At 66.3% G+C, this 24,824-nt stretch carries 17 protein-coding genes and 1 pseudogene; 3 read left to right on the plus strand and 15 right to left on the minus strand.

Annotated features, from left to right (window positions below; all coding sequences use genetic code 11):
* Positions 1-111: 111 nt before the first annotated feature.
* On the plus strand, positions 112-2,373 hold the full coding sequence (gene treS / locus QFZ65_RS02860; RefSeq protein ID WP_373427627.1) for a maltose alpha-D-glucosyltransferase: 2,262 nt from the start codon (positions 112-114) through the stop codon (positions 2,371-2,373).
* A 122-nt stretch (positions 2,374-2,495) separates the two neighbouring features.
* On the opposite strand, the gene QFZ65_RS02865 is transcribed toward treS, so the two are convergent.
* The 8 genes and pseudogenes from QFZ65_RS02865 to QFZ65_RS02900 form a co-directional block, all read right to left on the minus strand.
* Positions 2,496-3,899 carry an MFS transporter gene (locus QFZ65_RS02865; RefSeq protein ID WP_306908065.1) on the minus strand — a complete coding sequence of 468 codons (1,404 nt, stop codon included), beginning with the start codon at positions 3,897-3,899 and terminating at the stop codon, positions 2,496-2,498.
* A 66-nt stretch (positions 3,900-3,965) separates the two neighbouring features.
* The gene (locus QFZ65_RS02870; protein WP_306908066.1) at positions 3,966-5,471 is read right to left on the minus strand and encodes an NAD-dependent succinate-semialdehyde dehydrogenase; all 1,506 of its coding nucleotides are present in this window, start codon (positions 5,469-5,471) and stop codon (positions 3,966-3,968) included.
* A 20-nt stretch (positions 5,472-5,491) separates the two neighbouring features.
* Positions 5,492-6,307 (minus strand): HpcH/HpaI aldolase/citrate lyase family protein, encoded by an 816-nt coding sequence (locus QFZ65_RS02875; RefSeq protein WP_306908067.1) that lies wholly within the window; start codon positions 6,305-6,307, stop codon positions 5,492-5,494.
* Positions 6,292-7,077, minus strand: a complete 786-nt coding sequence (gene hpaH / locus QFZ65_RS02880; protein ID WP_306908068.1) for a 2-oxo-hept-4-ene-1,7-dioate hydratase — start codon at positions 7,075-7,077, stop codon at positions 6,292-6,294. The genes QFZ65_RS02875 and hpaH overlap by 16 nt, the downstream gene beginning before the upstream one ends.
* Positions 7,078-7,079: 2 nt before the next feature.
* Positions 7,080-8,177 (minus strand): 3,4-dihydroxyphenylacetate 2,3-dioxygenase, encoded by a 1,098-nt coding sequence (gene hpaD, locus QFZ65_RS02885; RefSeq protein ID WP_306908069.1) that lies wholly within the window; start codon positions 8,175-8,177, stop codon positions 7,080-7,082.
* A 123-nt stretch (positions 8,178-8,300) separates the two neighbouring features.
* Positions 8,301-9,842, minus strand: coding sequence for a 5-carboxymethyl-2-hydroxymuconate semialdehyde dehydrogenase (gene hpaE / locus QFZ65_RS02890; RefSeq protein WP_306908070.1), 1,542 nt, complete (start codon positions 9,840-9,842; stop codon positions 8,301-8,303).
* Between the two features lie 38 nt (positions 9,843-9,880).
* The gene (locus QFZ65_RS02895; RefSeq protein WP_306908071.1) at positions 9,881-10,615 is read right to left on the minus strand and encodes a GntR family transcriptional regulator; all 735 of its coding nucleotides are present in this window, start codon (positions 10,613-10,615) and stop codon (positions 9,881-9,883) included.
* Positions 10,608-12,102: pseudogene (locus tag QFZ65_RS02900) on the minus strand (fumarylacetoacetate hydrolase family protein). The gene QFZ65_RS02895 and the pseudogene QFZ65_RS02900 overlap by 8 nt, the downstream one beginning before the upstream one ends.
* Before the next feature lie 231 nt (positions 12,103-12,333).
* Here QFZ65_RS02900 and QFZ65_RS02905 point away from each other — a divergent pair.
* Positions 12,334-14,244 (plus strand): FAD-binding monooxygenase, encoded by a 1,911-nt coding sequence (locus QFZ65_RS02905; protein ID WP_306908072.1) that lies wholly within the window; start codon positions 12,334-12,336, stop codon positions 14,242-14,244.
* A gap of 81 nt (positions 14,245-14,325) precedes the next feature.
* Here QFZ65_RS02905 and QFZ65_RS02910 read toward each other — a convergent pair whose 3' ends face one another.
* From QFZ65_RS02910 to QFZ65_RS02940, 7 genes are all read right to left on the minus strand, one after another.
* Positions 14,326-14,979, minus strand: a complete 654-nt coding sequence (locus QFZ65_RS02910; RefSeq protein ID WP_306908073.1) for an IclR family transcriptional regulator — start codon at positions 14,977-14,979, stop codon at positions 14,326-14,328.
* 21 nt (positions 14,980-15,000) lie between these two features.
* Complete coding sequence (locus QFZ65_RS02915; protein WP_306908074.1) at positions 15,001-16,689, minus strand: thiamine pyrophosphate-binding protein; 1,689 nt, start codon at positions 16,687-16,689, stop codon at positions 15,001-15,003.
* 124 nt (positions 16,690-16,813) lie between these two features.
* Positions 16,814-18,247 carry a 2-hydroxycarboxylate transporter family protein gene (locus QFZ65_RS02920; protein ID WP_306908075.1) on the minus strand — a complete coding sequence of 478 codons (1,434 nt, stop codon included), beginning with the start codon at positions 18,245-18,247 and terminating at the stop codon, positions 16,814-16,816.
* Between the two features lie 51 nt (positions 18,248-18,298).
* Positions 18,299-19,174: a hydroxymethylglutaryl-CoA lyase gene (locus QFZ65_RS02925; RefSeq protein ID WP_306908076.1), complete on the minus strand. Its 876-nt coding sequence runs from the start codon at positions 19,172-19,174 to the stop codon at positions 18,299-18,301.
* Positions 19,175-20,410 (minus strand): CaiB/BaiF CoA-transferase family protein, encoded by a 1,236-nt coding sequence (locus QFZ65_RS02930; protein ID WP_306908077.1) that lies wholly within the window; start codon positions 20,408-20,410, stop codon positions 19,175-19,177.
* Between the two features lie 175 nt (positions 20,411-20,585).
* The gene (locus QFZ65_RS02935; protein ID WP_306908078.1) at positions 20,586-21,443 is read right to left on the minus strand and encodes a prephenate dehydratase; all 858 of its coding nucleotides are present in this window, start codon (positions 21,441-21,443) and stop codon (positions 20,586-20,588) included.
* A gap of 127 nt (positions 21,444-21,570) precedes the next feature.
* The gene (locus tag QFZ65_RS02940; protein WP_306908079.1) at positions 21,571-22,980 is read right to left on the minus strand and encodes an aldehyde dehydrogenase family protein; all 1,410 of its coding nucleotides are present in this window, start codon (positions 22,978-22,980) and stop codon (positions 21,571-21,573) included.
* 320 nt (positions 22,981-23,300) lie between these two features.
* Between QFZ65_RS02940 and QFZ65_RS02945 the strand changes: the two genes are divergently transcribed.
* A complete protein-coding gene (locus QFZ65_RS02945; protein ID WP_306908080.1) occupies positions 23,301-24,776 on the plus strand; it encodes an APC family permease in 1,476 nt (491 codons plus the stop codon).
* Positions 24,777-24,824 lie beyond the last annotated feature (48 nt).

Genomic DNA, 24,824 nt, shown 5'->3' on the forward strand with positions numbered 1-24,824 from the left:
CACGTCGTTCGGGGGTACGTGCCCAGTGAGCCAAGGATTTATGGGCACCGGCGGCACCGAAGAAAGCTTGTGGAAGGGGAATTGGTGAGGAAAGACAGTATCAGCGAGAGCATTGCAGGGTCCGAGGCAGCTGCCGACGGAGACGGGAAGACGGCTTCGGCAGCCGCTGAACCAGCGGTGGACGCGGACATCAGTTACGACGAGCAGTTTTATCCCGCCCGCCCCAAGGCGCTGCGGCCGATAGCACGCCGGCGGCAGTACCTTGCCACCAGGCCGTCCTTCGAATTCGACGGACGCAATGCGGCCTACGTGGAATGGCTGCGGAACCAGGCGATGCTCGGAGACGCCAACGTGCTGGCCCGGCAACTCTCGGGGCAAGCCAGCATGTGGCAGAACTCCTACGCGCATCCGAACCCCAGGGCAGCCGTCGAACGCGCACCGGTGTGGTTCACCGCCTACCCCTTGTCCTTCATCACCAGGTCCAACCAGTCCTTCCTTTCCGCTCTGGGTGACCCGGGCATGTGGGAAGCCTTCCGGGAAATAGGCATCCGTGCGATCCACACGGGACCCGTGAAGCTGGCAGGCGGCATCAGCGGCTGGTCCCAGACGCCGAGCGTGGACGGGCACTTCGACAGGATCAGCATGGCGATCGATCCGGCCTTTGGCACCGAGGACGAGTTCCGCCGGATGTGTGAAGTCGCCGCGGAGCACGGCGGAACGATTATTGACGACATCGTTCCCGGCCACACCGGCAAGGGAGCCGACTTCCGCCTCGCCGAGATGAACTTCAGGGACTACCCGGGGATCTATCACATGGTGGATATCCCGGAGGAGGACTGGCACCTGTTGCCGGATGTGCCCGAAGGGCAGGACTCGGTGAACCTGAGTCCTGACTCCGAACAGGCATTGCAAAAAGCCGGGTACATCATTGGCCGGCTGCAGCGGGTCATCTTCTACGAGCCCGGCGTCAAGGAAACCAACTGGAGCGCCACCCGGCCCGTCGTGGACACCACGGGAAAGACCCGCCGCTGGGTCTACCTCCACTACTTCAAAGCAGGCCAGCCGTCCATCAACTGGCTGGATCCCACGTTCGCCGGGATGCGCCTTGTGGTCGGCGACGCTTTGCATTCCTTGGTGGACCTCGGCACCGGCGCACTCCGGCTGGATGCGAACGGCTTCCTCGGAGTGGAGAAGAGCGCTGAAGAAGAGCCCGGCTGGTCTGAGGGGCATCCGCTCTCTGAAGCTGCCAACCAGCTCATTGGTTCCATGATCCGCAAGGTGGGCGGGTTCTCGTTCCAGGAGCTGAACCTGACCATCGACGACATCAAGGCGACCTCGGAAGCTGGCCCTGACCTTTCCTACGACTTCATCACCCGGCCTGCGTATCACTACGCCGTGGTCACCGCCGACACGGAGTTCCTGCGCCTGACGCTCCGCCTCTCGATGGAGATCGGCGTGGATCAGGCCTCGCTGGTTCACGCGCTGCAGAATCATGACGAACTCACCTACGAACTGATGCACTTCGCCGCCGGGCACAGGGACGAGGTGTTTGAGCTGGGCGGCCAGGAACTGACCGGGGCGCAGCTCGCCGAGCACGTTCAACGCACTATGCAGGAGCGCCTGACCGGGGAGAACGCGCCGTACAACGCGCTGTTCACCACCAACGGCATCGCCTGCACAACGGTGAGCTTCATCATGGCAGCGCTGGGAATCCGGGAACCGGACGCGATAACACCGGAAGAGGAGGCGCGAATCCAGGATGTACACATCCTCATGTCCATGTACAACGCCCTCCAGCCCGGAGTTTTCGCGCTTTCCGGCTGGGATCTGGCCGGCATAACGGCACTCGACCGTAAGAGTGTCGCAGAACTTACCGCCCAGGGTGACACCCGCTGGATCAACCGGGGGGCACACGACATCATGGGCACCAGTCCGGACGCCGAAACCTCCTCCTCCGGCATGCCGAGAGCCCGTAGCCTGTACGGGCCGCTCCCCGAGCAGCTGCAGAACCCGGACTCGTTCGCCCGGAGGCTTCAGCGGATCCTCACCGTAAGGGAAGAGAACGGCATCGCCACCGGCACGCTGCTGGATGTGCCGGATGTTTCGCACCGCGGCCTGCTGGTGCTGTGCATGCGCCTGGGCAGCGGCGCACTCCAGGTCACGGTGCTGAACTTCTCGGACCAGGACGTCGCCGGCAGCATCCAGTCAAGCCATCTGCTGCCTGGTGCGAGCGTGCACGATCTGTTCAGCGGCGCTGAAATCGGGCAGGTGGACGACCTCCACAGTTTCTTCCTGGAGTTGCCGGCCTACCAAGGAACGGCCCTGCTGCTCACCCATGAGGATCTCGGGGACGAGGAATCGCAGGCATCATGAGGCTGGGCGCGCACGAACCCTCAGCTGAGAAGTAGCGGCTGAACGTGGAAAAGGCTGGCCGGGGCACACCATGAGAGGTGGGCCCCGGCCAGCCGGCGGGCATGCTTGCGGTCAGGCGCCGGTCAGACGCTGGTTGCCGCCTTGGCCCCGGCAGAATCCTGCCCGCGCCGTTTGTCAAAGACCGTGGCACCGACTTCCTGCTCGGCCTGGTTTCCAATGCCCAGATCGATGCCCCGGCGTTCCCGAATGACCAGGACCGCTCCCGTCGAGATGAGAGCCATGACGAGCAGGTACACGGAAACGGACGTCGTGGTCCCTGTGGCCTGCACCAGCGCGGTGGCGATCGTTGGAGCGAAGGCGCCGCCGATGATGGCGCCCAGGGCGTAGGAGATGGCAACCCCGGAGAACCGGACGGACGCCGGGAACAGCTCACTGTAGAGGGCCGCCTGCGGCCCGTAGGTCAGGCCCAGGCCGACACTGAACAGCGACAGGCCCAGAAGCATGGCCCAGATGTTGCCGGTGTTGATGAGCCAGAACAGCGGGAAGAACGTGACAATCAGGCAGGCATAGCCGATGAGGTAGGTCTTCTTGCGGCCAAGGCTGTCGGCGAGGTAGCCGGAGATCAGCGTAAAGACGAACCAAAGCGCGGCGGAGACCGTCACGGCCAGGAGCACCTGCGTGCGGTCCATGGCGAGTCCCTTGGGTGCGGTGGCGTAGCTGAGGATGTAGCCGCCGGTGGTCATGTAGCCGGCGGCGTTGTTGCCTGCGAAGACCAGGGCCGCAAGGATCACGAGCAGCCAGTGCTTCTTGAACAGCTCCACAATCGGAACGCGGGTCTGCTGCTTCCGGGTGGCGATTTCGGCAAAGACGGGGCTCTCCTCCACACTCCGGCGGACGATGAAACCCACGATGATCAGGACGAAGCTGAGCAGGAACGGCACACGCCAGCCCCACTCCACAAATGCCTCCCCGGGAGAGACCACGCCGGACATCAGGCTGAGGACGCCGGAGGCAAGGAGCATGCCCAGGGGGACTCCGAGCTGCGGAAAGGAGCCGAACAGGCCCCGCCGGGAGCGGGTTGCGTGTTCCACGGCCATGAGGACGGCCCCGCCCCATTCACCGCCTGCCGAAATGCCCTGCAGGATGCGCAGCAGCAGCAACAGGACGGGAGCGGCAAGGCCGGCGGTCTCGTAAGTGGGCAGGACGCCGATCAAGGTGGTTGCGGCACCCATCAGGATAAGCGTGAGGACCAGCATGGCCCTCCGCCCCAGCCGGTCACCGAAGTGTCCGGCCAGGAACGCTCCAAGGGGCCGGAACAGGAAGCTCAGGCCCACCGACGCGAACGAGATCAGCAGCGCGATGTCGTTGCCCGCCGGTTCGAAGAAGAGCTTGGCGAACACCAGGCCGGCGGCATTGGCGTAAATGAAGAAGTCGTACCACTCGATGGTGGTTCCGATGATGGTGGCAAACGCGACCCGGCGGTTTTCCCGCGCAGAATTGCGATGTTCGTGCGACAGAGCGCTCATGGTGTCTCTTTTCCCGTGGCCACATCAGTGTGGCCCGCCGTCGGAGTGATGGATGGTAACGAAAACTCAGGATGCGTAGGGGTCGGCGATGCCGATGTATTGGGTGGTGGTGTATTCGGCGATGCCCTCGGAGCCGCCTTCGCGGCCGAGCCCGGACTGCTTCACTCCGCCGAACGGTGCGGCGGCGTTGGAGATGATGCCGGCGTTGAACCCGACCATGCCGAATTCAATCTGTTCGGCCACCCGCAACAGCCGGTTGAAGTCCTTGCTGTAGATGTAGGAGGCCAGGCCGTACTCGGTGGCGTTGGCCAGCCGGATGGCCTCTTCCTCGGTGGCGAAGGTGGTCACGGGTGCCACCGGCCCGAAGATCTCCTGGCCCAGGATCGCGGCGTCGTTCGGCACGTTGCCCAGCACCGTGGGCTGGTAGAAGTAGCCGGGTCCGTCCACGGGCGCGCCTCCGGTGAGGATAGTGGCTCCGGCGTCAACCGCGGCGGCCACCAGGGCGTGGACGTCGTCACGGGCGGCCGCGCCGATCAGCGGACCCACCTGGGTGGCCGGGTCGGTGCCGCGCCCGGTGGCCAGGGCACCCATCGCGGCGGCGAACCTGGCTGTGAAGTCGGCCGCGACGGAGTCCTGGACCAGGAACCGGTTGGCCGCGGTGCAGGCCTCGCCCATGTTCCGCATCTTGGCGGCCATGGCCCCCTCGACGGCGGCATCGAGGTCGGCGTCGTCGAACACGATGAACGGGGCATTTCCGCCGAGCTCCATGGAGGTCCGCAGCACGTTCTGCGCGGCGTCCGCGATGAGCCGCTTGCCGACGGGAGTGGAACCGGTGAAGGAGACCTTCCGCAGGCGCGGGTCGGCCAGCAGCGGCCCGGAAACCCCGGAAGCTGAAGACGAGGACACGACGTTCAGCACCCCGGCAGGCAGGCCGGCATCGAGCATGGTCTGCGCGAAGTACTGGGCGGTGAGTGGGGTGAGCTTGGCGGGCTTGAGGACCATGGTGCACCCTGCCGCCACGGCGGGGGCGACCTTGCGGGTGGCCATCGCCAGCGGGAAGTTCCACGGCGTGATCAGCAGGCAGGGCCCGACGGGTTTGTGCTGGACGAGGATCCTGTTCTTGCCCTCGGGCGTGGTGAGGTAGCGGCCGTAGTCGCGGACCGTTTCCTCCGCGAACCAGCGCAGGAATTCGGCCCCGTAGGCCACCTCGCCGCGGGCTTCGGCCAGCGGCTTGCCCATCTCCAGGGTCATTAGCAGCGCAAAGTCTTCGGTGCGTGCGGCGACCAGGTCAAAGGCACGGCGGAGAATTTCGGCCCGTACCCGCGGTGCCGTCCGCGCCCAGGAGGCCTGGACCGCATCGGCCGCGTCCAGCGCCGCCACGGCGTCCTCGCTGGTGGCCGAGGCGAGGGTGGCGAGCACCTCCCCGGTGGCGGGGTCGTTCACGTCAAAGCTGCCGCCGTCGGACGCGTCCCGCCACTGCCCGCCAATCAGCAGGCCAGTGGGAACGGATGCGAGGAGGGAAGCCTCACGTTCCGGCAAAATGGCAGGGAAAAGCCCAGAGGTAACTGTCATCGGGAAGTCCTTAGGAAGTGTCAGTAGCTGGCCGGGGTGCCGCCGTCGGCAGGCCGGATGAATTGCGCGGCGAGGGCTTCGGAGCCTCGTGCGAGGAGGGCGACGTCGGCCCCCACCAGGATGAAGCCGGCGCCGTTGGCGAGGTAATGCTGTGCCGTGGCGGGATTGAAGGCGTTGACGCCGGCAGGTTTTCCGGCCGCTTCTGCGGCGGAAAGGCAGTGCTCGACGGCGGCGCGTACGTCCGGGTGTTCCTGCTGGCCCAGCAGGCCCATGGAGGCGGCGAGATCGGACGGGCCGATGAAGACGGCATCCACGCCGTCCACCTTGAGAATGTCCTCCACGGCCTCGACAGCCGCGGTGGATTCGATCTGCACCGTGACGCTGACGGTCTCGCCGGCGCGGACCAGGTAGTCCGGCACCCGGTTCCAGCGCGCGGCCCGGGCCAGGGCCGAGCCGACGCCGCGGACGCCCTCGGGCGGGTAACGGGTGGCCGCCACCGCAGCTTCCGCCTCCGCCACGGAGTTCACCATGGGAATGAGCAGGTTCTGCACGCCCAGGTCCAGGTACTGCTTGATCACCACGGTGTCGTTCACGGGCGGCCGGACCATCGTGTGGACCGGGTAGCCGTTGACGGCCTGAAGCTGGGACAGGATGGACTCGAGCCCGTTCGGGCTGTGCTCGGCGTCCACCAGCAACCAGTCCAGGCCGGATCCCGCGCAGAGTTCGGCGATGAGCGGGCTGCCGGAGCACACCCACATTCCTGCCAGCGCCCGACCGGCCTCGCCGTGTTCACTGCGAAGGGCGTCGCGGAAGGTGTCTTCTACTCGAAGCGGCATGTCACAGCTCCCAGCGGGCCGTAGTCGGCGTGCACGGTGTCACCCTTGAAGACCCAGAGCGGGCGGGTGAAGGAGCCGGCCAGGATGATGTCCCCGGCCTTCAAAGAGTCCCCGTGGGCGGCGATCTTGTTGGCCAGCCAATGGACGCCGTTGGCCGGGTGGTCCAGGACGCCGGCCGCCACGCCGGTCTCTTCCACCGTCTGGTTCTTGTACAGGATGGCGGACACCCAGCGGAGGTCGACGGCGTCCGGCTTCACCGGGTTGCCGCCCACAACCATGGCACCCATCGCCGCGTTGTCCGAGATGGTGTCCACGATGGTCCTGCCCTCCATCTCGATCCTCGAATCCAGGATCTCGAGGGCCGGAACCACGTAGTCGGTGGCCTTCAGGACGTCGAAGATAGTGCAGCCGGGGCCCTTAAGCCCGTCCTTGAGGACGAACGCCAGCTCCACCTCCACCCGCGGGTGGGTGTACTTGTCCCACTCCACGGAGCAGCCGGTCTCCAGCACCATGTCATCGAAGATGGCGCCGTAGTCCGGTTCAGTGATTCCTGTGGCTGCCTGCATGGCCTTGGACGTGAGGCCGATCTTGCGCCCCACCAGGGTCCGGCCGGCTTCCTCGTTGCGGCGGCGCCACAGCTGCTGGACGGCGTAGGAGTCCTCCACCGTCATGTCCGGGTAGCGGGCCGTCAGGCGGGGAACAGGGGTACGGTTCCGGCCGGCTTCCACCAGTTCATCCGCAATGGCCTCAATCGTCGTGGCATCCAGCATGGCTACAGCTGCGCTCCCAGCTTGAACCCTGTCTTTTCGCCGGCGGAGCCGTTTTCTTCGCCCTCCGGCTTGCGGGTGTAGGAGAAGCCGTCGGCGCCGACGGTGACTGCCATTTCGCTCTTTTCCTCGCGGACGATGACCGGCTGGGGGTTGCCGTCGAGGTCCAGGACCAGGGAGGCCTCGGTGTACCAGGACGGGACCACGGGGTTGCCCCACCAGTCCCGGCGCTGGTTGTCATGGACGTCCCAGGTGATGGTGGGGTTGTCCGGGTCGCCGGTGTAGTAGTCCTGGGTGTAGATCTCGATGCGGTGGCCGTCCGGGTCCAGGATGTAAAGGTAGAACGCGTTGGAGACACCGTGGCGGCCGGGACCACGCTCGATCCGGTCGCTGATGCGCAGGGCGCCCATCTTGTCGCAGATCTGGATGATGTTGTGCTTCTCGTGCGTGGCGAAGGCGACGTGGTGCATGCGCGGGCCGTTGCCGCCGGTGAGGGCGGTGTCATGCACCGTCTGCTTGCGGTGCATCCAGGCGGCGTACGTGACGCCGTCGGCGTCCTTGATGTCCTCCGAGACGCGGAAGCCGAGGTCCTCCAAGTAGGCACGGCCGCGCGGGACGTCCGGGGTGACCTGGTTGAAGTGGTCGAGGCGGACCAGCTCACCGGCGGAGTAGAGGTCGTAGCGCTGGGTGAGGCGCTCCACGTGCTCCACGTCGTAGAAGAACTCGTAGGGGAAGCCGAGCGGGTCCTCGACGCGGACGGAGTCGCCGATGCCCTTGGTGAAGCCGTCCCTGCGGCGTTCGGTGCGGCAGCCCAGTTCCTTGTAGTAGGCCTCGGCGGCGTCCACCTCGGCCGGGGACTTCACCCGGTAGGCGAAGGCAGCCACCGCGGCGATGGGGCCCTTGCGCAGCACCAGATTGTGGTGGATGAACTCCTCGAGGGAGCGGAGGTAGATGTTGTTCTCGTCCTCCTCGGTGACGTGCAGGCCCAGGACGTCCACATAGAACTCGCGCGACTTGGCGAGGTCAGTGACCACGATTTCCATGTAGGCGCAGCGGACAATGTCCGGTGCCGGGACGGTGGGGGTGGGAACGAAGTTGGTCATCGTGTTCTCTCTTCTTTGAAAGGGGGTCTGTGGGAACCCAACTGACTCGCAGTAGGTGTCGTTTTGAAGCCTCAAAACGACAACAAATGCGAGCTAGTTGGGCGGCTCGCGCCTGGTTGGCGCTCAGCCTTCGTTGGCGGCAGCGGCTTCGATGCTGCCGAACTTCGGGGTGTGGACACTGCCGAGCGTGATGTGCACGGCCTGCTGGTCGGTGTAGAAGTCGATGGAGCGGTACCCGCCCTCGTGGCCCAGGCCGGACGCCTTCACGCCGCCGAAAGGGGTGCGCAGGTCGCGGACGTTGTGGCTGTTGAGCCACACCATGCCGGCTTCGACGTTCTGTGAGAAGTTGTGCGCTCGGGTCAGGTTCTGCGTCCAGATGTAGGCCGCCAGGCCGTACTTGGTGTTGTTCGCCAGGGCGAGGGCCTCGTCGTCGTTCTCGAACGGGGTGATGGCCACGACGGGACCGAAGATCTCCTCCTGGAAGATCCGGGCGTCAGGAGCGACGTCGGCAAACACCGTGGGGGCGATGTAGTTGCCGTCCGGAAGGCCTTCCGGCCGGCCGCCGCCGGCCAGCAGCCGGCCTTCGGACTTGCCGATCTCCACGTAGGAGGCCACCTTTTCGTAGTGCTCCGGGTGGACGAGGGCGCCCACCTGGGTCTTGGGATCGTGGGGGTCGCCCACCACGATGTTCTTGGCGCGGGCGGCGTACTTCTCGCAGAACTCGTCGTAGATGGCGCGTTCCACCAGGATGCGGGAACCGGCCGTGCAGCGCTCGCCGTTGAGGGAGAAGACGCCGAACAGTGCGGAGTCGATGGCGGCGTCCAGGTCGGCGTCGGCAAAGACGACGCAGGGGGACTTGCCGCCGAGCTCCATGGAGAGGCCCTTGAGGTTGGCGGCCGCGTTGCGGAAGATGGTCTGGCCCGTGGTGGTCTCGCCGGTGAAGGAGATCAGCGGGACGTCGGGGTGCTTCACCAGTGCGTCGCCGGCTTCCTCGCCGAGGCCGTTGACCAGGTTGAACACGCCGTCGGGCAGGCCGGCTTCCTTGAAGATGGTGGCCCACAGCGAGGCGGACAGCGGGGTGAACTCGGCGGGCTTCAGGACCACGGTGTTGCCCGTAGCCAGTGCCGGTGCGAGCTTCCACGACTCCAGCATGAACGGGGTGTTCCACGGTGTGATCAGGCCCGCGACGCCGATCGGCTTGCGGTTCACGTAGTTGATTTGCGAGCCGGGGACCTTCATGGCGTCGTCGAACTGCGCCACGATCAGGTCCGCGAAGAAGCGGAAGTTCTCAGCCGCCCGGAGCGCCTGGCCCTTGGCCTGGGTGATGGGCAGCCCGGTGTCGAAGGTTTCCAGCTCGGCCAGCCGCGCCTCCTGGGCTTCGACGGCGTCAGCGATCCTGTTCAGGATGCGGGCGCGTTCGCGGGGCTTCATTTTCGGCCACGGGCCGTTGACGAACGCTTCGCGGGCGGCGGCGACAGCGAGGTCGACGTCTTCCTTCTGGCCCGCGGCGGCGGTGGCGTAGTTGGTGTTGGAGACCGGGTCCAGGACATCGAAGGTCTTGCCGCCCACGGAGTCAACGAATTCGCCGTTGATGTAGTGCTGGATGTGGGTGGGCAGGTTCTCCGGGACGTAATGCGTTGCTGCGGTTTCTACAGGGGTCGTCATCGTTGAGGTCCTAACTGTGGTCTCGGGCATTGGGGGTCTTAGGCGTTGGGGTCTTTGGAGGTGGCCTGGGCGAGGTAGGCGTCCAGGGTGGCGGAGCGGTGGAGCCGCGCCGCCTTTTCGATCGTGTCGGCGTCGGCGCCTGTTTCGATGAGCCTGAGCAGGTTCTCATGTTCATCAACGGACGAACGGGCCCGGCCGGGGACAAAGCGGAACGTGGAGGACCGCAGGGATGCCAGCCGGTTCCAGCCGCGGTGGACCAGGTCCAGGATGTGCGGGTTGGGGCAATGCTCGAACAGGACGCTGTGGAAGTCCTGGTTGAGCCGGGTGAACCGGACGGGGTCGAAGTGCTCGAGGCACTCACGCATCTCGGCGTTCACCGCGCGGGCCCGGGCGATGTCCGCCGGACCGACCAGGGGTGCGGACAACGCGGTGGCCGCTCCTTCCACAATGCTGAGCGTCTGCATGGTGTAGAGGTACTCCGTGGGATCGATGCCCGAGACGGTGGCCCCGACGTTGCGCTGGAACTTCACGAGGCCCTCGGCCTCAAGCCGGCGGATCGCTTCCCGTACAGGGACCACGCTGACCCCGAGGTCCTTGGCAATGGCGGCCAGGACCAGCCGGTAGCCGGGCGTGTAGGTGCCTTCCACAATCCGTGCCTTGACGGCCTGGTAGGCCTGTTCGGCCTTGCTGCCGGTGCTGCCGGCCGTGACGTCGGCGGTGCTGTCCGTGGTGCTGTCCGTGGTGTTGCCGGGCGCGGTGGCCGTTTCAGTCATCTTTGCCTGCTTCCCATTCCTCATACTTCGCGCGCCATTCAGCGTTGAGCGGGTAGAGCCCGTCGACGCTGTGGCCCTGCTCCACCATCTCGGCGATGAAGACCTCTTCGCGCTCCTGGATGATGGAGTCGTCCGCCACTTCCTCGGCCAGGGCCGGCGGGATCACGAGGATTCCGTCCGAGTCGGCCACGATGATGTCCCCGGGTTGCACCGTGGTGCCACCGCAGGCGATAGTGATGTCCGTGTCCCACGGGATGTGCCGGCGTCCGAGCACTGCCGGGTGCGGGTTGGAATAGTAGGTGGGCATGTCCATCGCTGCGACGGCGGAGAAGTCGCGGACGCCGCCGTCGGTGATGATGGCCGCGGCACCGCGCACCTGCGCCCGCAGGGCGAGGATGTCGCCGATGGTGCCGGTGCCTTTCTCCCCGCGGGCTTCCATGACCAGGATTTCGCCTTCATTGACCGAGTCGATGGCGCGCTTCTGGGCGTTGAAGCCACTGCCGTGGGTTTTGAAGAGGTCCTCCCGGTTGGGCACGTAGCGCAGGGTCCGGGCCAGGCCCACTACTTTCTTTTCCGGCCGGGTGGCGGCGAGGCCGTCGATGCTGACGTTGTTGAGGCCGCGCTTGCGCAGCTGGGAGGACAGGGTTGCCGTGCAGACGCTTTCGAGCTTCGCCTTCAGTTCCGGCGTCAGGACGGAAACCGGCGCTTCTGCTGCCTGGGCCGGAAGACCCGCCGCTTCCCGTGACCCGTACGCCTCTTCCCGCTGCAGGTCATCGACCTGGGGCAGTGCGCCGAAGCCGGCGAACGGCGTCGTACCTTCCTCCACCCGTGTCACCAGGCGGCCGGTGGTGAGTTCCGCGCCGGCAGCGCCCGCCGCCGTCGTGCTGACTTCCACCTCGAGGACGTCCCCCGGCACGGCGACGGGAAGCCCCGGCGGGGGTGCCCGTGAGGATGACGTCCCCTTCTTCGAGGGTGAGCAGCTGGGACAGATCCGCCACCAGCCGTGCGAAGGGAAAGAGGAGGTCCTCGGTGGTGTCGTCCTGCACCAGGTCGCCGTTGTGCCAGGTGCGGATGCGCAGCCCGGCCGGGTCGACGGCGTCTGCCGGGAGAAGTGCCGGGCCCAACGGCGTGAAGCCGTCGCCACCCTTGGACCGGAGGTTGGATCCCTTGTCCGCGGAGCGCAGGTCGTAGACGCCGAGGTCGTTGCTGGCGGTGACCGCGGCGACGTGGCTCCAGGCGTCGTCGATCGTGACGCGCCGTGCGCTCTTTCCGATGATCAGCGCGATCTCGCCTTCGTAACCGAGCAGTTCGCACCCCGCGGGGCGTTCCACCGGGTGGCCGCTCAGCGCCAGCGAGCTCGAGGGCTTGAGGAAGTAGGAGGGCTGTGCAGGGGTCCGGCCGCGCTGGGCCGCACGGCTGGGGTAATTGATATGGACAGCGATCACCTTTCGCGCTGCCGCCAGGGTGTCGTCGTTGACGTGCTCCAAAGCTGTCTCCTCATCAAGTACGAAATCGTATACGAAGACTATGGCGCATCCGTTGGGGTGGGTCAACCCCTCAAATGCGCGGAATTCCGCCGCTCGGAAAGTGCGGGTTGTCGGCCGCATCACATTTATCGTACAGTTGACGCAATCATTTTGATTCGATTATCGAATTTCCTGTTCAGGTATAGAACAACCTTTTAGCGACAGCCGCCCACAACGAAGTGAGGAAAGCCCGTGCAGTTCCACCACCACGGTTACGTATCCGGTGACCCGCGAATCCAACCACCGGCAGGCGTCGGCATCAACCGCCCCGCGGAACTTCCCGACGAAGTCGACGTGCTCATCGTGGGATCCGGACCTGCCGGCATGCTCGCGGCCGCCCAGCTGTCCCAGTTCCCGGGCGTCACCACACGCATGGTCGAGCGCCGTCCCGGAAGGCTTGCCATCGGGCAGGCCGACGGCATCCAGGCCCGGAGCGTGGAGACCTTCCAGGCCTTCGGCTTCGCCGAGCGGATCATCGCCGAGGCGTACCGCATCACCGAGATGGCGTTCTGGAAGCCGGACCCTGAGGACCACTCCCGCATCATCCGGACCGCCCGCGCCGTGGACGACGAAATGGGCATCAGCGAGTTCCCGCACCTGATCGTCAACCAGGCCCGGGTGCTGGACTACTTCGCCGAGGTCATGGCAAATTCACCCACCCGGATGGTTCCGGACTACGGCTTCGAGTTCCGCAGCCTCGAAGTCACGGACGAGGGGGAGTACCCCGTCACCGTGACGCTTCTGCACACCGCGGGCCCCAACCAAGGCCAGGAACGCATCGTCCGGGCCAAGTACGTCATCGGGGCGGACGGCGCCCGCAGCAAGGTGCGCGAGTCGATCGGCTGCCACCTCGCCGGCGACCAGGCGAACCACGCCTGGGGCGTCATGGATGCCCTCGCCGTCACGGACTTCCCTGATATCCGCACCAAGTGCGCCATCCAGTCAGGCTCCGGCGGCAGCATCCTGCTCATACCGCGCGAAGGCGGTTACCTCTTCCGGATGTACGTGGACCTCGGCGAGGTGGACCCCGAGAACAAGGGCGCCGTGCGCAACACCACTATCGAGGAGATCATCGCCAAGGCGAACGCGATCCTCCACCCGTACACGCTGGATGTCCGCAACGTCGCCTGGCACAGCGTCTATGAAGTCGGACACCGCCTGACGGACCGGTTCGACGACGTCCTGCCGGAGCAGCGCGGCACCCGGACGCCGCGGGTGTTCATCACCGGCGACGCATGCCACACGCACAGCGCCAAGGCCGGCCAGGGCATGAACGTCTCCATGCAGGACGGCTTCAACCTGGCCTGGAAGCTGGGGCATGTGCTTGAGGGCCGCAGCCCGGAGAGCCTCCTGTCCACGTACTCGGCCGAGCGTCAGGTGGTCGCGAAGGACCTGATTGAGTTCGACAAGGTGTGGTCCACGCTCATGGCGAAGAAGCCCGAGGAGTTCGAGGACCCCTCGGAGCTCGAGGACTTCTACGTCCGCACTGCCGAGTTCCCCGCCGGTTTCATGACCGAGTACGCGCCGTCCATGCTGATTGGGGCCCCCGAGCACCAGGGCCTGGCCACCGGCTTCACCATCGGCAAGCGCTTCAAGTCTGCGCCCGTGGTGCGGGTGGGCGACACCAACCCCATGCAGCTTGGCCACCACGCGAGGGCCGACGGACGGTGGCGGATCTACGTTTTCGCTGACGGTGCCCTGCCCCGCACGGGTTCGGCCACCGACCGGTTTGCCGAGTGGATCGCCACTTCACCGGACTCACCCCTCGCAGCCACCCCTGAGGGGTCCGACGCCGATGCCTGGTTTGATGTGAAGGTCATCTACCAGCAGCCCCACACCGCCATCGACATCGGCGCCGTCCCCGCGGCATTCAAGCCCGAGGTGGGGCCCTTCAGGCTCACGGACTACGAGAAGGTCTACGCCACCGATCAGAACGCGGACATTTTCGTACAGCGCGGCCTGGACCGCGGCGGCGTCGTGGTGGTGGTCCGCCCGGACCAGTACGTGGCCAACGTCCTGCCGTTGACTGCCACCGAGGAGCTCGCGGAGTTTTTTGCGCCGCTGCTTCCGGTCCGCAGGCCTCTCGTCAGCAAGGGGGCCTAGAACCCTGCGGGCGCCGGCGGCCTACGGGCCGCCGGCGGCCTACGGGCCGCCGGCGGCCTACGGGCCGCCGGCGGCCTTTCGCTACGTCTGCCGTTCCACCGCCTCGGCGATCCTGGCGGCAGCACGGACTACCAGCTCGCCGAAGTCCCGGCCCGGGGACCCGGACACCCGGGCCAGGGGCATGGCCAGGCAGACGGCCGCGACAATCCCCTCGTCGGTCCGGACCGGGGCGCTGACGGAGCCCAAGCCCGGTGTCCGAGCCCCGACAGACTCAACCCAACCCGTGGAGGCCAGCTCCGCCAGGGCGTCCTCCTCGGCTGCGAGAAGACGGCCGCTGGACCCCTGCGGCAGGGGCAGCCTGGAGCCAGGAGGCAGGGTGGCGCGGAGTTCGTGCCGGCTGTCGGCACTGACAAGGCACACCCGTTCATCACTGCGCCGGACCCAGAGCTGCGCCGTCTCGCCGGTGTGGTCGCGCAGTTCCCGGAGGACAGGCATGCCAGCATTTTCCAGTGAGGAGCGGACGAACCGGTCACCAAGCCTGAAGGCGCTGGTTTCCGTGCGGCGCAGGAATCCGTAGTCAACCATCTGCAGGGCCAGGCGGTGTGCCGTGGACAGCGACAGGCCGGTCCGTCGTGACAGCTCGCTTGCTGAAACGGCGGATCGACCCACGGCGTCGAGGATGGCGGCGGCACGTTCGAGGGTGCGGTTGCTTCCGTTGGTGTCTGTAGAAGGCATGTGGACAGCCTATGACGTGGCCTATCCCTTCGCGGCGACGGACTCTGTCATGTATTCGGCCACCACTTTCTGCGAGATTGCAACGTCCAACACGAAGACCCCTTCCTCATGCGTGACGAGCCAGTCCTGAAGTTTCTCCAGGTCCGCCATGGTGCGCGCCTTGATCCCCTGGGCGCCAAGCGCGCGGCCCACGGCGGCGAAGTCGACTTCATCGATGAGCATCGCCTGGTTGTGCAGCCCCTTGACGGCATACTGGTGCAGCTCCGCGCCGTAGGCGGAGTCGTTGAGTACCACCACCACGCCCTTGCGCGTGGCCCGGAGGAACGTCTCGAAGTCGGCCAGGCCCATCAGCCCGCCCCCGTCACCGCTGACCAGGACTGTCGTGCGGTCGGGGCGGGCCACCGAGACTCCCGCGGCGGAGCCGAAGCCCAGGCCGATGGACTGGAAGGCGGTTCCCACCAGGATCATGGCGTGCGGGTCCGGGACCGAAAGGTACATGGGGGCCCAGCCGATGAAGTGGCCGCCGTCCATGACCACGGAGCGTTCAGCCGGCAGGATCCGGTCCAGGGCGGCGACGACGGCGCGCGGGTTCAGCCGTCCGTCGGGGCCGAACTCGGCGGGGTCCTCGCTGGGACGGGATGAGCGGAAGTCCGCTTGCGCGACCTCCGGGGTGCGGTCGCGCCAGGTGGAGGTGGCGGTGGGGAGGCGTTCGAGGATGCCTTCGATGAAGGGCCGGATGTCCGCGCGGATGTACTCCGCGGATCCCGGGATTCCGGTGTCGGGCTCGTTGTCGATCCGGATGATGGTGGTGTCGGCGGGAAACAGCGTTCCGTAGCGGGTCTGGAAGATGTTCTGGCTGGCGCCGACCACCAGGACGAGGTCCGCCTGACGTGCGATGTCGAGGCGGTGGCGGCGGGTGAAGCCGCCCGCGATGCCCAGGTCCCAGGGGCTGTTGAAGGCGTTGGCTGCCATGACCGACGTCATGAAAAGTGCGCCCAGCCGGTCTCCCACTTCCTTTAGCGGGGCGGTCGCACCGGCCAGAAGCACGCCGCGTCCGGCCAGAATCAACGGCCGTCGGGCGGCGGCGAGGAAGCCAGCTACCCGGTCGAGGTCGCCGGCAGCTGCGGGCCAGACGGACTTTGCCGGCAGCGGTTCGAGAGATTCCGGGTCAGAGGGCTGGGCGGTGGCGAGGTCGTAGGGAATCGCCAGCACCACCGGCTGGACGGTTTGCACCGCGAGGTCGAAGGCCCGGTGGGTCATGGCGGCAGCGTTGCCCGGACCAGCCACCAGCGTCACCACTCCGGCTGCCTCAGCGGCCTTCGCCTGGTCGATGTCGAAGGGACGGCGTCCAGTGGAGGGCCCGTCTCCCACCACGAGAACCAGCGGGATGCGGGCAATCCGTGCCTCCGCCAAGGTGGTGTAGGAGTTCGTGAAGCCGGCGCCGTAAGTGGTGGTTGCGGCTGCCACTTTCCCGGTTGCCCGGTAGTACGCGTCCGCCATGGCCACGGTGGCGGACTCGTGGCGCGCCGAGGTGAAGGGAAAACCGCTCCGGGTCAGCCGGCTGATCAGGTGGACGTTGCCGTTGCCCATCAGTCCGAACAGATGGCCCGCGCGCTCTGCCACCACATCGGCCACAATCGCTGCCACGTGGCCCTCGTCCGGAAGCGCAGGCGCCTCGCCCGGCAGAAGTTCTGTGCTGGTACTCGTCATGTGTTTTCTCTTTTTCCTAGGTTCGGGCAAGGCCCGTCGGACGGAAAGGGGAATCAGGACGGCGGCGTCCGCAGTGAACGCGGGCGCCGCCGTCGTCTTCCCTGTTGTTGGGTGGGGATCTTCGTTAGGTAAGGAACGGCACGATCAGTGACGTCACGAAGAGGACGAGCGCTCCGCCGAGGCGGTTGGTGAGGGCTGCGAACGGCATGAGATGCATGCGGTTCGCTGCGCTCAGGACTGAGACGTCGCCGCTGCCTCCGGTGTCGGCCATCACCAGGCCCGGCGTGATGGATGCCTCCACGAAGTTGAACTTCACCAGCCATCCCAGGGCCCCGGAGGTCAGGGTGGCGATGATGACTGTGCAGATGGTGAGCAGCACGAACTGCGGATTGCTCAGGGATGCGAAGACCTGGGTCATGTCGATGTAGGTGATGCTGACACCCACCAGCAGGGCCGGAACCAGCACCGCGCCGATCAGGTCTCCCCAGTCTGCAGTGGAATCCTCCACATCCTGCGGGAGCAGCTTGAAGATCTTCACCGCAGCGGCGGCGATGATGGTCCACGCGTAGGGGTGCAGCCCCGGGATGAAGGCGGCGATCAGATTTCCGAAGACAAAGAGGCTCCCGGCGATCAGCAGGCCCTTGCCGAGGGCGACGAAAGAGGACGAATCACGCTTGGGCGGCAGGGCCAGCTGGTCCGAGCGGCCGGCAATCCGCAGCAGCTGGCCGTGCCCGTTGAAGCCGACGAAGAGCTGCTTCTTGCGCTTGCCCAGGCCGTTGTAGATGCCGGCAATGAGGATGCACACCACGTTGGCCATCACGACGGCGGACATCAGGTCGCCCATGAATGCGGCAGAGTCACCGCCGGTTGCCGAGGCGTACATCTTGGACATGGGAAGGGCTCCGACGCCCAGGCCGCCGGCCATGATGGGCGCGGCGATGAACAGGATGCCTTCAACGAATCCGAAGCCGGTCAATGTGCCGAGGAGCCCGATGAGGACGAACGTGGCGATGAGGCAGCCGATCAGCGGGACCGCGAAGCGCGGTCCCGCCTTCAGCAGCAATGCCCGCGGCATGCCAAGGATTGAGCCGGCGATGATGCCCACCACGAAGAAGTCCAGGAAGCCCTGGCCGTCAACGAAGTTCTTCACCACCGTGACGATGTTCTCCGGCATCACGCCAAAGAACACCAGGGTGGCCGGGACAAACGTGCACAGGATGGTGGGGAGGCCGAAGTCCCGCACCACCGGGAAGAGGTTGCCGATCCAGATGAAGAGCCCGCCGAGCAGGATGGTGGTGGCGAAGCCCACCACCATCGTGTCCGGAAGATTGCCGGTGATGGCAGCGGCCAGGACCAGGCCTGCGAGGACGAGGTAGAGCGGGGCGGGAACACTGGCGATCTTGGACCCCTGCCGGCCGGGGTAATGGGTGCCCGGACGGGTTCCCGCTGTCCGGGCGACCGGGTGTTCGACGCCGCCGGCGGGACCGGGGGCAGCATCGCCCAGGGAGTCGCCCGCCGGGTGGCTGTCAAATTCCGTGGTGCGTGGGCCTGTAGACATCGTCGTCTCCAAAACTGTGAGTAGGAATTTCTATATGTAGCTGGGTCGTTTTTATCGAGCAGGGTCAAGCAGCCCGATCGCGGGGGAGTTCGTGACGACGTCGCGGGCCAGGCGGACCGCTTCCGCGAGGCGGGTCTCGTCAATGCCGGTGTCGTGGCCGGCGTCATGCAGGTGCCTTACGAGTTCCTCGGTGGCGATGTTGCCGTGGGCGCCCGGGGCAAAGGGACAGCCGCCGTAACCGCCGAGGGCGGCGTCGAAACGGATGATGCCGGTGTCCACCGCAGCGCTCGCGGTAGCCAGGGCTTGGCCGTGGGCGTTGTGGAGGTGCAGGTAGTAGGTGAGGTCCGGTTCTGCCTGGCGTATGTGTTCCATGCTGGCCAACACCTGCTCGGTGGGCGTGGTGCCCAGCGTGTCGGCCAGTCCGACGTCGTTAATGCCCATGTCCTTGAAGGCGCGGACCACGCGCAGGAGGTATTCGGGGTCGACGGTGCCTTCGAAGGGACACGTGAAGGCGGTGGAGATGCCGGCGACGAAGCGGGTGCCGGGGAACCTGGCCACTGCGGAGGCGAGGCTTGCCAACGCGTCCTCGATGGCTTGCCCGGCGTTCGCGTTGCTGTGGGCCTGGCTGGCGGAGGTGACCACCGCGATGTCAGTCGCGCCGGCGTCGACGGCCCGTTCAATGCCCCTGCCGTTGAGGGCCAGGCTCGTGTAGGTGACACCCGGGGCAACCGGCAGCGCAGCGATGACCTCGGCGGCGTCGGCCATCTGCGGGACCCGCTTCGGGTTCACAAAGGAAGCGGCCTCGATGCGTTTCAATCCCGCTGCGATAAGAGCCTCGGCAATTTCCAGCTTGTGTGCTGTTGTGACGAGAACTGCTTCGTCCTGAAGCCCGTCGCGCAGGAAGACGTCGGTGATTTCCACCTTCATTTAGCCCACCTCCTGCATTCCGAGGCCGGCGATTTCTGCAGCATCCATGCCGGCAAGCTCCTGCAGGACCTCCTGGGTGTGCTCGCCCAGTTCCGGGCCCACCCACTTGACGCGGCCTTCGTGGCCGGGGATCTTGGGCACAACGCCGGGGAAGCGTATGAGCTCCGGCTCCTTCTCGATGACCACTTCGTGGGTCTGGATCATGTCGCGTGCCAGGTAATGCTTGTCGACGGCGATGCTCGGGGCGTCGTAGACCGGGCCGGCGGGCACACCGGCGTCGTCCAGCTTGTCCAGCACTTCGGTGAGGGGCATGCTGCCGGTCCAGGCCGAAATGGCGCCGTTGAGCTCCTCCTCGCGGGCGCCCCGGGCCTCGGTGGCCAGGAGGGTTTCGTCCTCGGCGAGGTCCTCGCGGCCAATGGCTCGCATGAGGCGGACGAACACGGAGTTCGAGTTCCCGCCGATCACCACCTCGAGGTCGTCCTGGCAGAGGTAGGAGCCTGTGGGCACGACGCCCGGCAGGGCGCCGCCGGTGCGTTGCCGGATCATGCCGTACGCGTCATAGTCGGGCACGAGTGACTCGAGGAGGCTGAAGACCCCTTCGTAGAGGGCGACGTCGACCACCTGCGAGCCCGCTGTCTGGACGCCGCGGGCCTTCTGCAGCATCAGCATCAGGGCCCCGATAACCCCGTAAAGGCCAGCCACGGTGTCACCCATGCTGGCAGCCGCACGGCCGGCGGGGCGGTCTGGTTCGCCGGTGATGTAGCGCAGCCCGGCAAAGGACTCGGCAGAACTGCCGAAACCGGCGCGGTTCTTGTAGGGGCCGGTCTGGCCGTAGCCGGAGATCCGCACCATCACCAGCTCAGGGTTGAGTTCATGGAGGACGTCCGGGCCCAAACCCCACTTCTCGAGGGTGCCGGGGCGGAAGTTCTCGATTACCACGTCGCACTGGGCTGCGATCTTCTTGACGGCTTCGCGGCCGGTCTCGGACCGCAGGTCAAGAACAACCGACTTCTTGTTGCGGCCAATGGTGCGGAAAAGCATGGACGTTGTGCCGCGGGTCTTGCGCCAGTCGCGCAGCTCGTCGCCACCCTGGGGCTTCTCGATTTTGATGACTTCAGCGCCGAAGTCACCAAAGAGGCGGGCCGCGAAGGGCGCAGCGATGAAGCTGCCTAGCTCCAGAACGCGTATGCCCTGGAGAGGGAGAGTGTTTCCCTCGAGATGAAGTTCCTGTGTCATGTCATTCCTGCCTGCGTCGTCGGCTTACTGCCGGGCTTCCCACTGGATGGGAGAGCCTTGTCATTGGGCGGAGAGACTGTAGCAGGGCGGTGTGATCTGCGCAACAAGTCATAGGGTTTTCGGCGTGGCTGGGTACGGGAACGTGCATGCCAGCGGCGGCCGCCGGAACTGACGTTTAGACAGCGGCTGCCTGCCGCGTCCTGTATTCGGCGGCGGCGTAGACGCCGAGGATACGAACCTCTGTGGTGAAGAACTCCAGTTCCTCCAGCGCCAGGCTGAGCGGCAAGTCCTCCGGGTGCCCCTCGACGTCGGCCATGAACATGGTGGCGGCGAATTCGTTGCCCACCATGTAGCTTTCCAGCCGGGTCATGTTCACGCCGTTCGTAGCGAAGCCGCCCAGCGCCTTGTACAGGGCGGAAGGGACGTTCCTGACCCGGAACACGAAGCTGGTGACGGCGGGCCCGGGCAGTTCACCCCGGGCCGGTAGTTCCTTTTCCCGGGCCAGGACCACGAAGCGGGTGGTGTTGGAGGGATCGTCCTCGACGGCGGACGCCAGCACCTCCAGCCCGTACAGCTGCGCGGCGAGCGGGGGAGCGAGGGACAGTTTCGTGGGGTCATTCCAGTCCCGGACCTCGCGGGCGGACCCGGCAGTGTCACCGGCGATGACCGGGCGGAGACCGGCGTCGCGGATCAGCCGGCGGCACTGCCCCAAGGCGTGGATGTGGCTGTGGACCTCGGTGGCCGCCTCGATGGTGCTGCCCGGAATGCCCAGCAGGTCGAAGTGGATGGGCAGGAAGAACTCGCCCACGATCTGCAGGTGCGACTGCGGCAGCAGGATGTGGATGTCGGCTACCCGGCCGGCGATGGAATTCTCGATCGGGATCATGGCCAGTTCGGCGTCACCGCTGGACACCAGTTCGAAGGCGTCCTCGAAGCTGGCGCAGGGGACGCTTTCCATCCCGGGGTACATCTGCTCGCAAGCGATATTGGAGTTGGCGCCGGGCTCACCCTGGTACGCAATCTTCTGGGCCATGCTCCGTATGGTTTCACGGCTTGGCGCCGCCCGCCCAAGTAAGTCGCAGCAGGTGTCGTTTTGAGGGCTAAAACGACACCTGCTGCTGGTCAGTTGGGTGGCCGGGCGCAGCCTGACCCGGAGCGGGTCAGCCGTTGATCACCTGGGGAACGCCCACGGCCTTCAGGCCTTCAACGCCGAATTCCAGGCCGTAACCGGACTGCTTGGCGCCGCCGAACGGGACGCGCGGGTCAACGGCACCGTGCTTGTTGATCCACACGGTGCCGGCTTGGATCCGGGCGGCGACCTCGCGGGCTGCGGGCAGGTCGGAGGACCAGACGGAGGCGCCCAGTCCCACGTCGAGACCGTTGGCGTGCGCGACGGCCTCGTCCACGGTGCTGTACCGGATGATCGGCAGGGCCGGGCCGAACTGTTCCTCGGCCACGAGGGGGTTGTCATTGTGGATGTCGGCCACGAGTGTGGCGGGGTAGAAGTAGCCGGGCTGCTCCGGGTCGGGGTTCCCGCCGAGCAGGATGCGGGCACCGGAGTCCCGGGCGGACTCTACCAGGCGGGCGACGACGTCGAACTGCGCCTTGTTCTGCAGCGGACCGAGGACGTTGTTCTCGTCCAGCCCGACACCCATCGGCATTGCCTTCGCCACGGCAGTCAGCTCGTCGCAAACGGCGTCATAGATGTCGTCGTGGACGTAGAGGCGCTTGAGGGCCGCGCAGGTCTGGCCGGTGTTGATGAAGGCGCCCCAGAAGAGGTCTTGAGCGATGGCCTTGGGGTCGGCGTCGGGCAGGACGATGCCGGCGTCATTGCCGCCGAGCTCAAGAGTGAGCCGCTTGACGGTGTCAGCGGAGGATCTGATGATCGAACGGCCGGCGTCGGTGGAACCGGTGAACATGACCTTGCCGATGGCGGGGTGCTCGGCCAGGCGCGCACCCACACCGCGGTCACCGGAGACCACACTGAGGAGGCCTTCGGGCAGTTCCTCGTTGAGGACTTTGGCCAGCGCCAGCACGGACAGCGGGGTCATTTTGGACGGCTTGACCACTACGGCGTTGCCCATCCGGAGGGCGGGGGCGATCTGCCAGATGGTGATCATCATGGGCCAGTTCCAGGGGCCGATGGCCCCAACGACGCCGATGGGGCGGTAGCGCAGTTCGGCATACGTTTCGCCGTCGTCAACCACCACTTCGGAGTCCAGCGGCGTCGTAGCGGCGGCACGGATCCAGGCAGCACAGGCGCCGACTTCGAAACGCGCGTTCGGGCCGTTCAGCGGCTTGCCCTGCTCGCGGGAGAGCAGTCTGGCAAGTTCCTCGGCGGAACGCTCGACGGCGTCGGCGGCCTTGAGGAGCGCCGCGGACCGTCCGTCGTGGCCCAGGGCGGCCCAGGCCGGCTGGGCTCCGGCGGCAGCGGCCACGGCGGCTTCGAGGTCCTCAACGGTGTGGACAGGAGCTTCGCCGACGACGGTGCCGGTGGCGGGGTCAAGGATGGTCCGGGTTTCGCCGGAGACCGGGGTGATCGAGGCCAGCAGGGCGTCGTAAGTTTCCAAGGAGTACTCCACTTCGAGTTGGCGATGCACACGGCCGGCGTGGCCTGAGGCTATGTCTCGAGTCTGCCGGGATGCCCTAAAGGTGTCTTGTGTTTCCGCGAACGCCCCTTGACACCAGGCGAACAGATGCCGTGGGCTGTGCCTAAACCGTGCCGGTACCACTCCGAAGGAGCAGCACGGCGTGACTGCGCTCACGCGCAACAACTGAGCGCTCCACGACAAGTCGCATCCGCGGCAGACTGCCATGCTGAATTTACGGTGCCATCCACCTGCAGGCACCCCCAACACCTTTCAGCACTCATGACCGTTAGAAGGATCCAATGAGTATTCCGAATCCCGAATCCCGGACCGCGGAACCCGGTTCCCGCCAGGAACACTCCACCGCCCTGCGCGCAGGCAGCATTGGAGTCCTGGGCATTCTGTTCTTTGTCCTGTCCGCTCAGGCGCCGCTGACCGGAATCGTCGGAGCAGCGCCGCTCGCTGCCGCGCTTGGCAACGGTGCCGGCGCTCCGGGCGCCTACCTCGTCGTCGGCGTCGTAATAATTATTTTCGCCGTAGGCTTCGTGGCCATGAGCCGGAAGGTTCAGACCAACGGCGCTTTCTACGCCTACGTCACGGCAGCGTTCGGACGCAAAGTAGGCGCCGGGGCAGCATGGTTAGCGCTGCTGGCCTACAGCACCGTGCAGGCGGCAATGTACGGACTGTACGGCGCGGCGTTCTCCGGAGTCCTGGCAGGCGCCGGGATTACCGTCCCATGGTGGCTGCTCGCCGTCGTTACGATGGCCGGAGTCCAGGCCCTGGGATCGATGAACATCGAGCTAGGCGCCCGGGTTCTTGCCGTGCTGGTTGGCCTGGAAGTCGCCATCCTGCTCATGTTCGGATTGTCCGTCCTGTTCCAAGGCGGTGGCCCCGAGGGGCTGAACATCGCAGCCTCGTTCGCGCCCGAAGCCATCGCCAGCGGCGCTCCCGGCGTCGCCATCATGTTCGCCGTCGCCTCGATGTTCGGTTTCGAATCGACCGCCATCTACTCCGCGGAGGCCAAGGATCCACACCGGACCGTCGCCCGCGCCACGTATCTCTCAGTGGGCATCATCGCCATCTTCTTCTCCTTCATCACCTGGATGCTGGTCAGCTTCTACGGACCGTCGCATGTGGCCGAAGCGGCCGGAGCGGCACTGGCATCCGGCGACGCGACCTCATTCGTGATCGGCCCGCTGGTGGAGTTGTTCGGCCCCTGGGCAGGTGTCACCGCCGGGATCCTGCTGGTGACGTCCCTCTTGGCAGGGATCATCGCCTTCCACAACGGCATCAACCGCTACCTGCACTCACTGGCGTTGCGTGGGTCCCTGCCCTCCGTCATTGCACGCACCAACAAGCACCGCGCCCCGGCCATGGCCGCATGGATCCAGACGGCGGTCGCGTTACTTCTCGTGGCACCCTTTGCGCTGCTGGGACTGGACCCCGTGCTGACCCTCTTCTCGTGGTTCAGCGGCCTGGCCGTCGCGGCCCTGCTGGTGCTGTACATGCTCTCGTCCCTCGCCGTCGTTGGCTATTTCCGCCGGGAACCGGTGGCAGGACACCACTGGCAGACGTTGATCGCTCCGGTGCTCGCGTCCGTGTTGCTGGGATGGGTGCTCTACCTGGTGGTCAGCAACTTCACCGCCCTCATCGGGGGAAGCGCCGAAACGGCCGCGGGGCTGCTGGCGGCTGTGCCCGTCATTTTCCTGGCCGGGGTGCTGGTGGAAGTCCGGGTGGAGAAGCTGGCCCGGATTCCGGAACCAGTGCTGGCCGGGTAGCAAACCTTCGACGGCGGCGGCAGGTGCCGCCGCCGCGGGCAGCCTCGC

Origin of the sequence: Arthrobacter sp. B3I9, assembly GCF_030816935.1 — a bacterium.
GTDB lineage: Bacteria > Actinomycetota > Actinomycetes > Actinomycetales > Micrococcaceae > Arthrobacter.

Coding starts and splice junctions, on each gene's coding strand:
- QFZ65_RS02865 (WP_306908065.1), bottom strand. CDS start 3,899: ATGAGCGCTCTGTCGCACGAACATCGCAATTCTGCGCGGGAAAACCGC.
- QFZ65_RS02870 (WP_306908066.1), bottom strand. CDS start 5,471: ATGACAGTTACCTCTGGGCTTTTCCCTGCCATTTTGCCGGAACGTGAG.
- QFZ65_RS02875 (WP_306908067.1), bottom strand. CDS start 6,307: ATGCCGCTTCGAGTAGAAGACACCTTCCGCGACGCCCTTCGCAGTGAA.
- hpaH (WP_306908068.1), bottom strand. CDS start 7,077: ATGCTGGATGCCACGACGATTGAGGCCATTGCGGATGAACTGGTGGAA.
- hpaD (WP_306908069.1), bottom strand. CDS start 8,177: ATGACCAACTTCGTTCCCACCCCCACCGTCCCGGCACCGGACATTGTC.
- hpaE (WP_306908070.1), bottom strand. CDS start 9,842: ATGACGACCCCTGTAGAAACCGCAGCAACGCATTACGTCCCGGAGAAC.
- QFZ65_RS02895 (WP_306908071.1), bottom strand. CDS start 10,615: ATGACTGAAACGGCCACCGCGCCCGGCAACACCACGGACAGCACCACG.
- QFZ65_RS02910 (WP_306908073.1), bottom strand. CDS start 14,979: ATGCCTTCTACAGACACCAACGGAAGCAACCGCACCCTCGAACGTGCC.
- QFZ65_RS02915 (WP_306908074.1), bottom strand. CDS start 16,689: ATGACGAGTACCAGCACAGAACTTCTGCCGGGCGAGGCGCCTGCGCTT.
- QFZ65_RS02920 (WP_306908075.1), bottom strand. CDS start 18,247: ATGTCTACAGGCCCACGCACCACGGAATTTGACAGCCACCCGGCGGGC.
- QFZ65_RS02925 (WP_306908076.1), bottom strand. CDS start 19,174: ATGAAGGTGGAAATCACCGACGTCTTCCTGCGCGACGGGCTTCAGGAC.
- QFZ65_RS02930 (WP_306908077.1), bottom strand. CDS start 20,410: ATGACACAGGAACTTCATCTCGAGGGAAACACTCTCCCTCTCCAGGGC.
- QFZ65_RS02935 (WP_306908078.1), bottom strand. CDS start 21,443: ATGGCCCAGAAGATTGCGTACCAGGGTGAGCCCGGCGCCAACTCCAAT.
- QFZ65_RS02945 (WP_306908080.1), top strand. CDS start 23,301: ATGAGTATTCCGAATCCCGAATCCCGGACCGCGGAACCCGGTTCCCGC.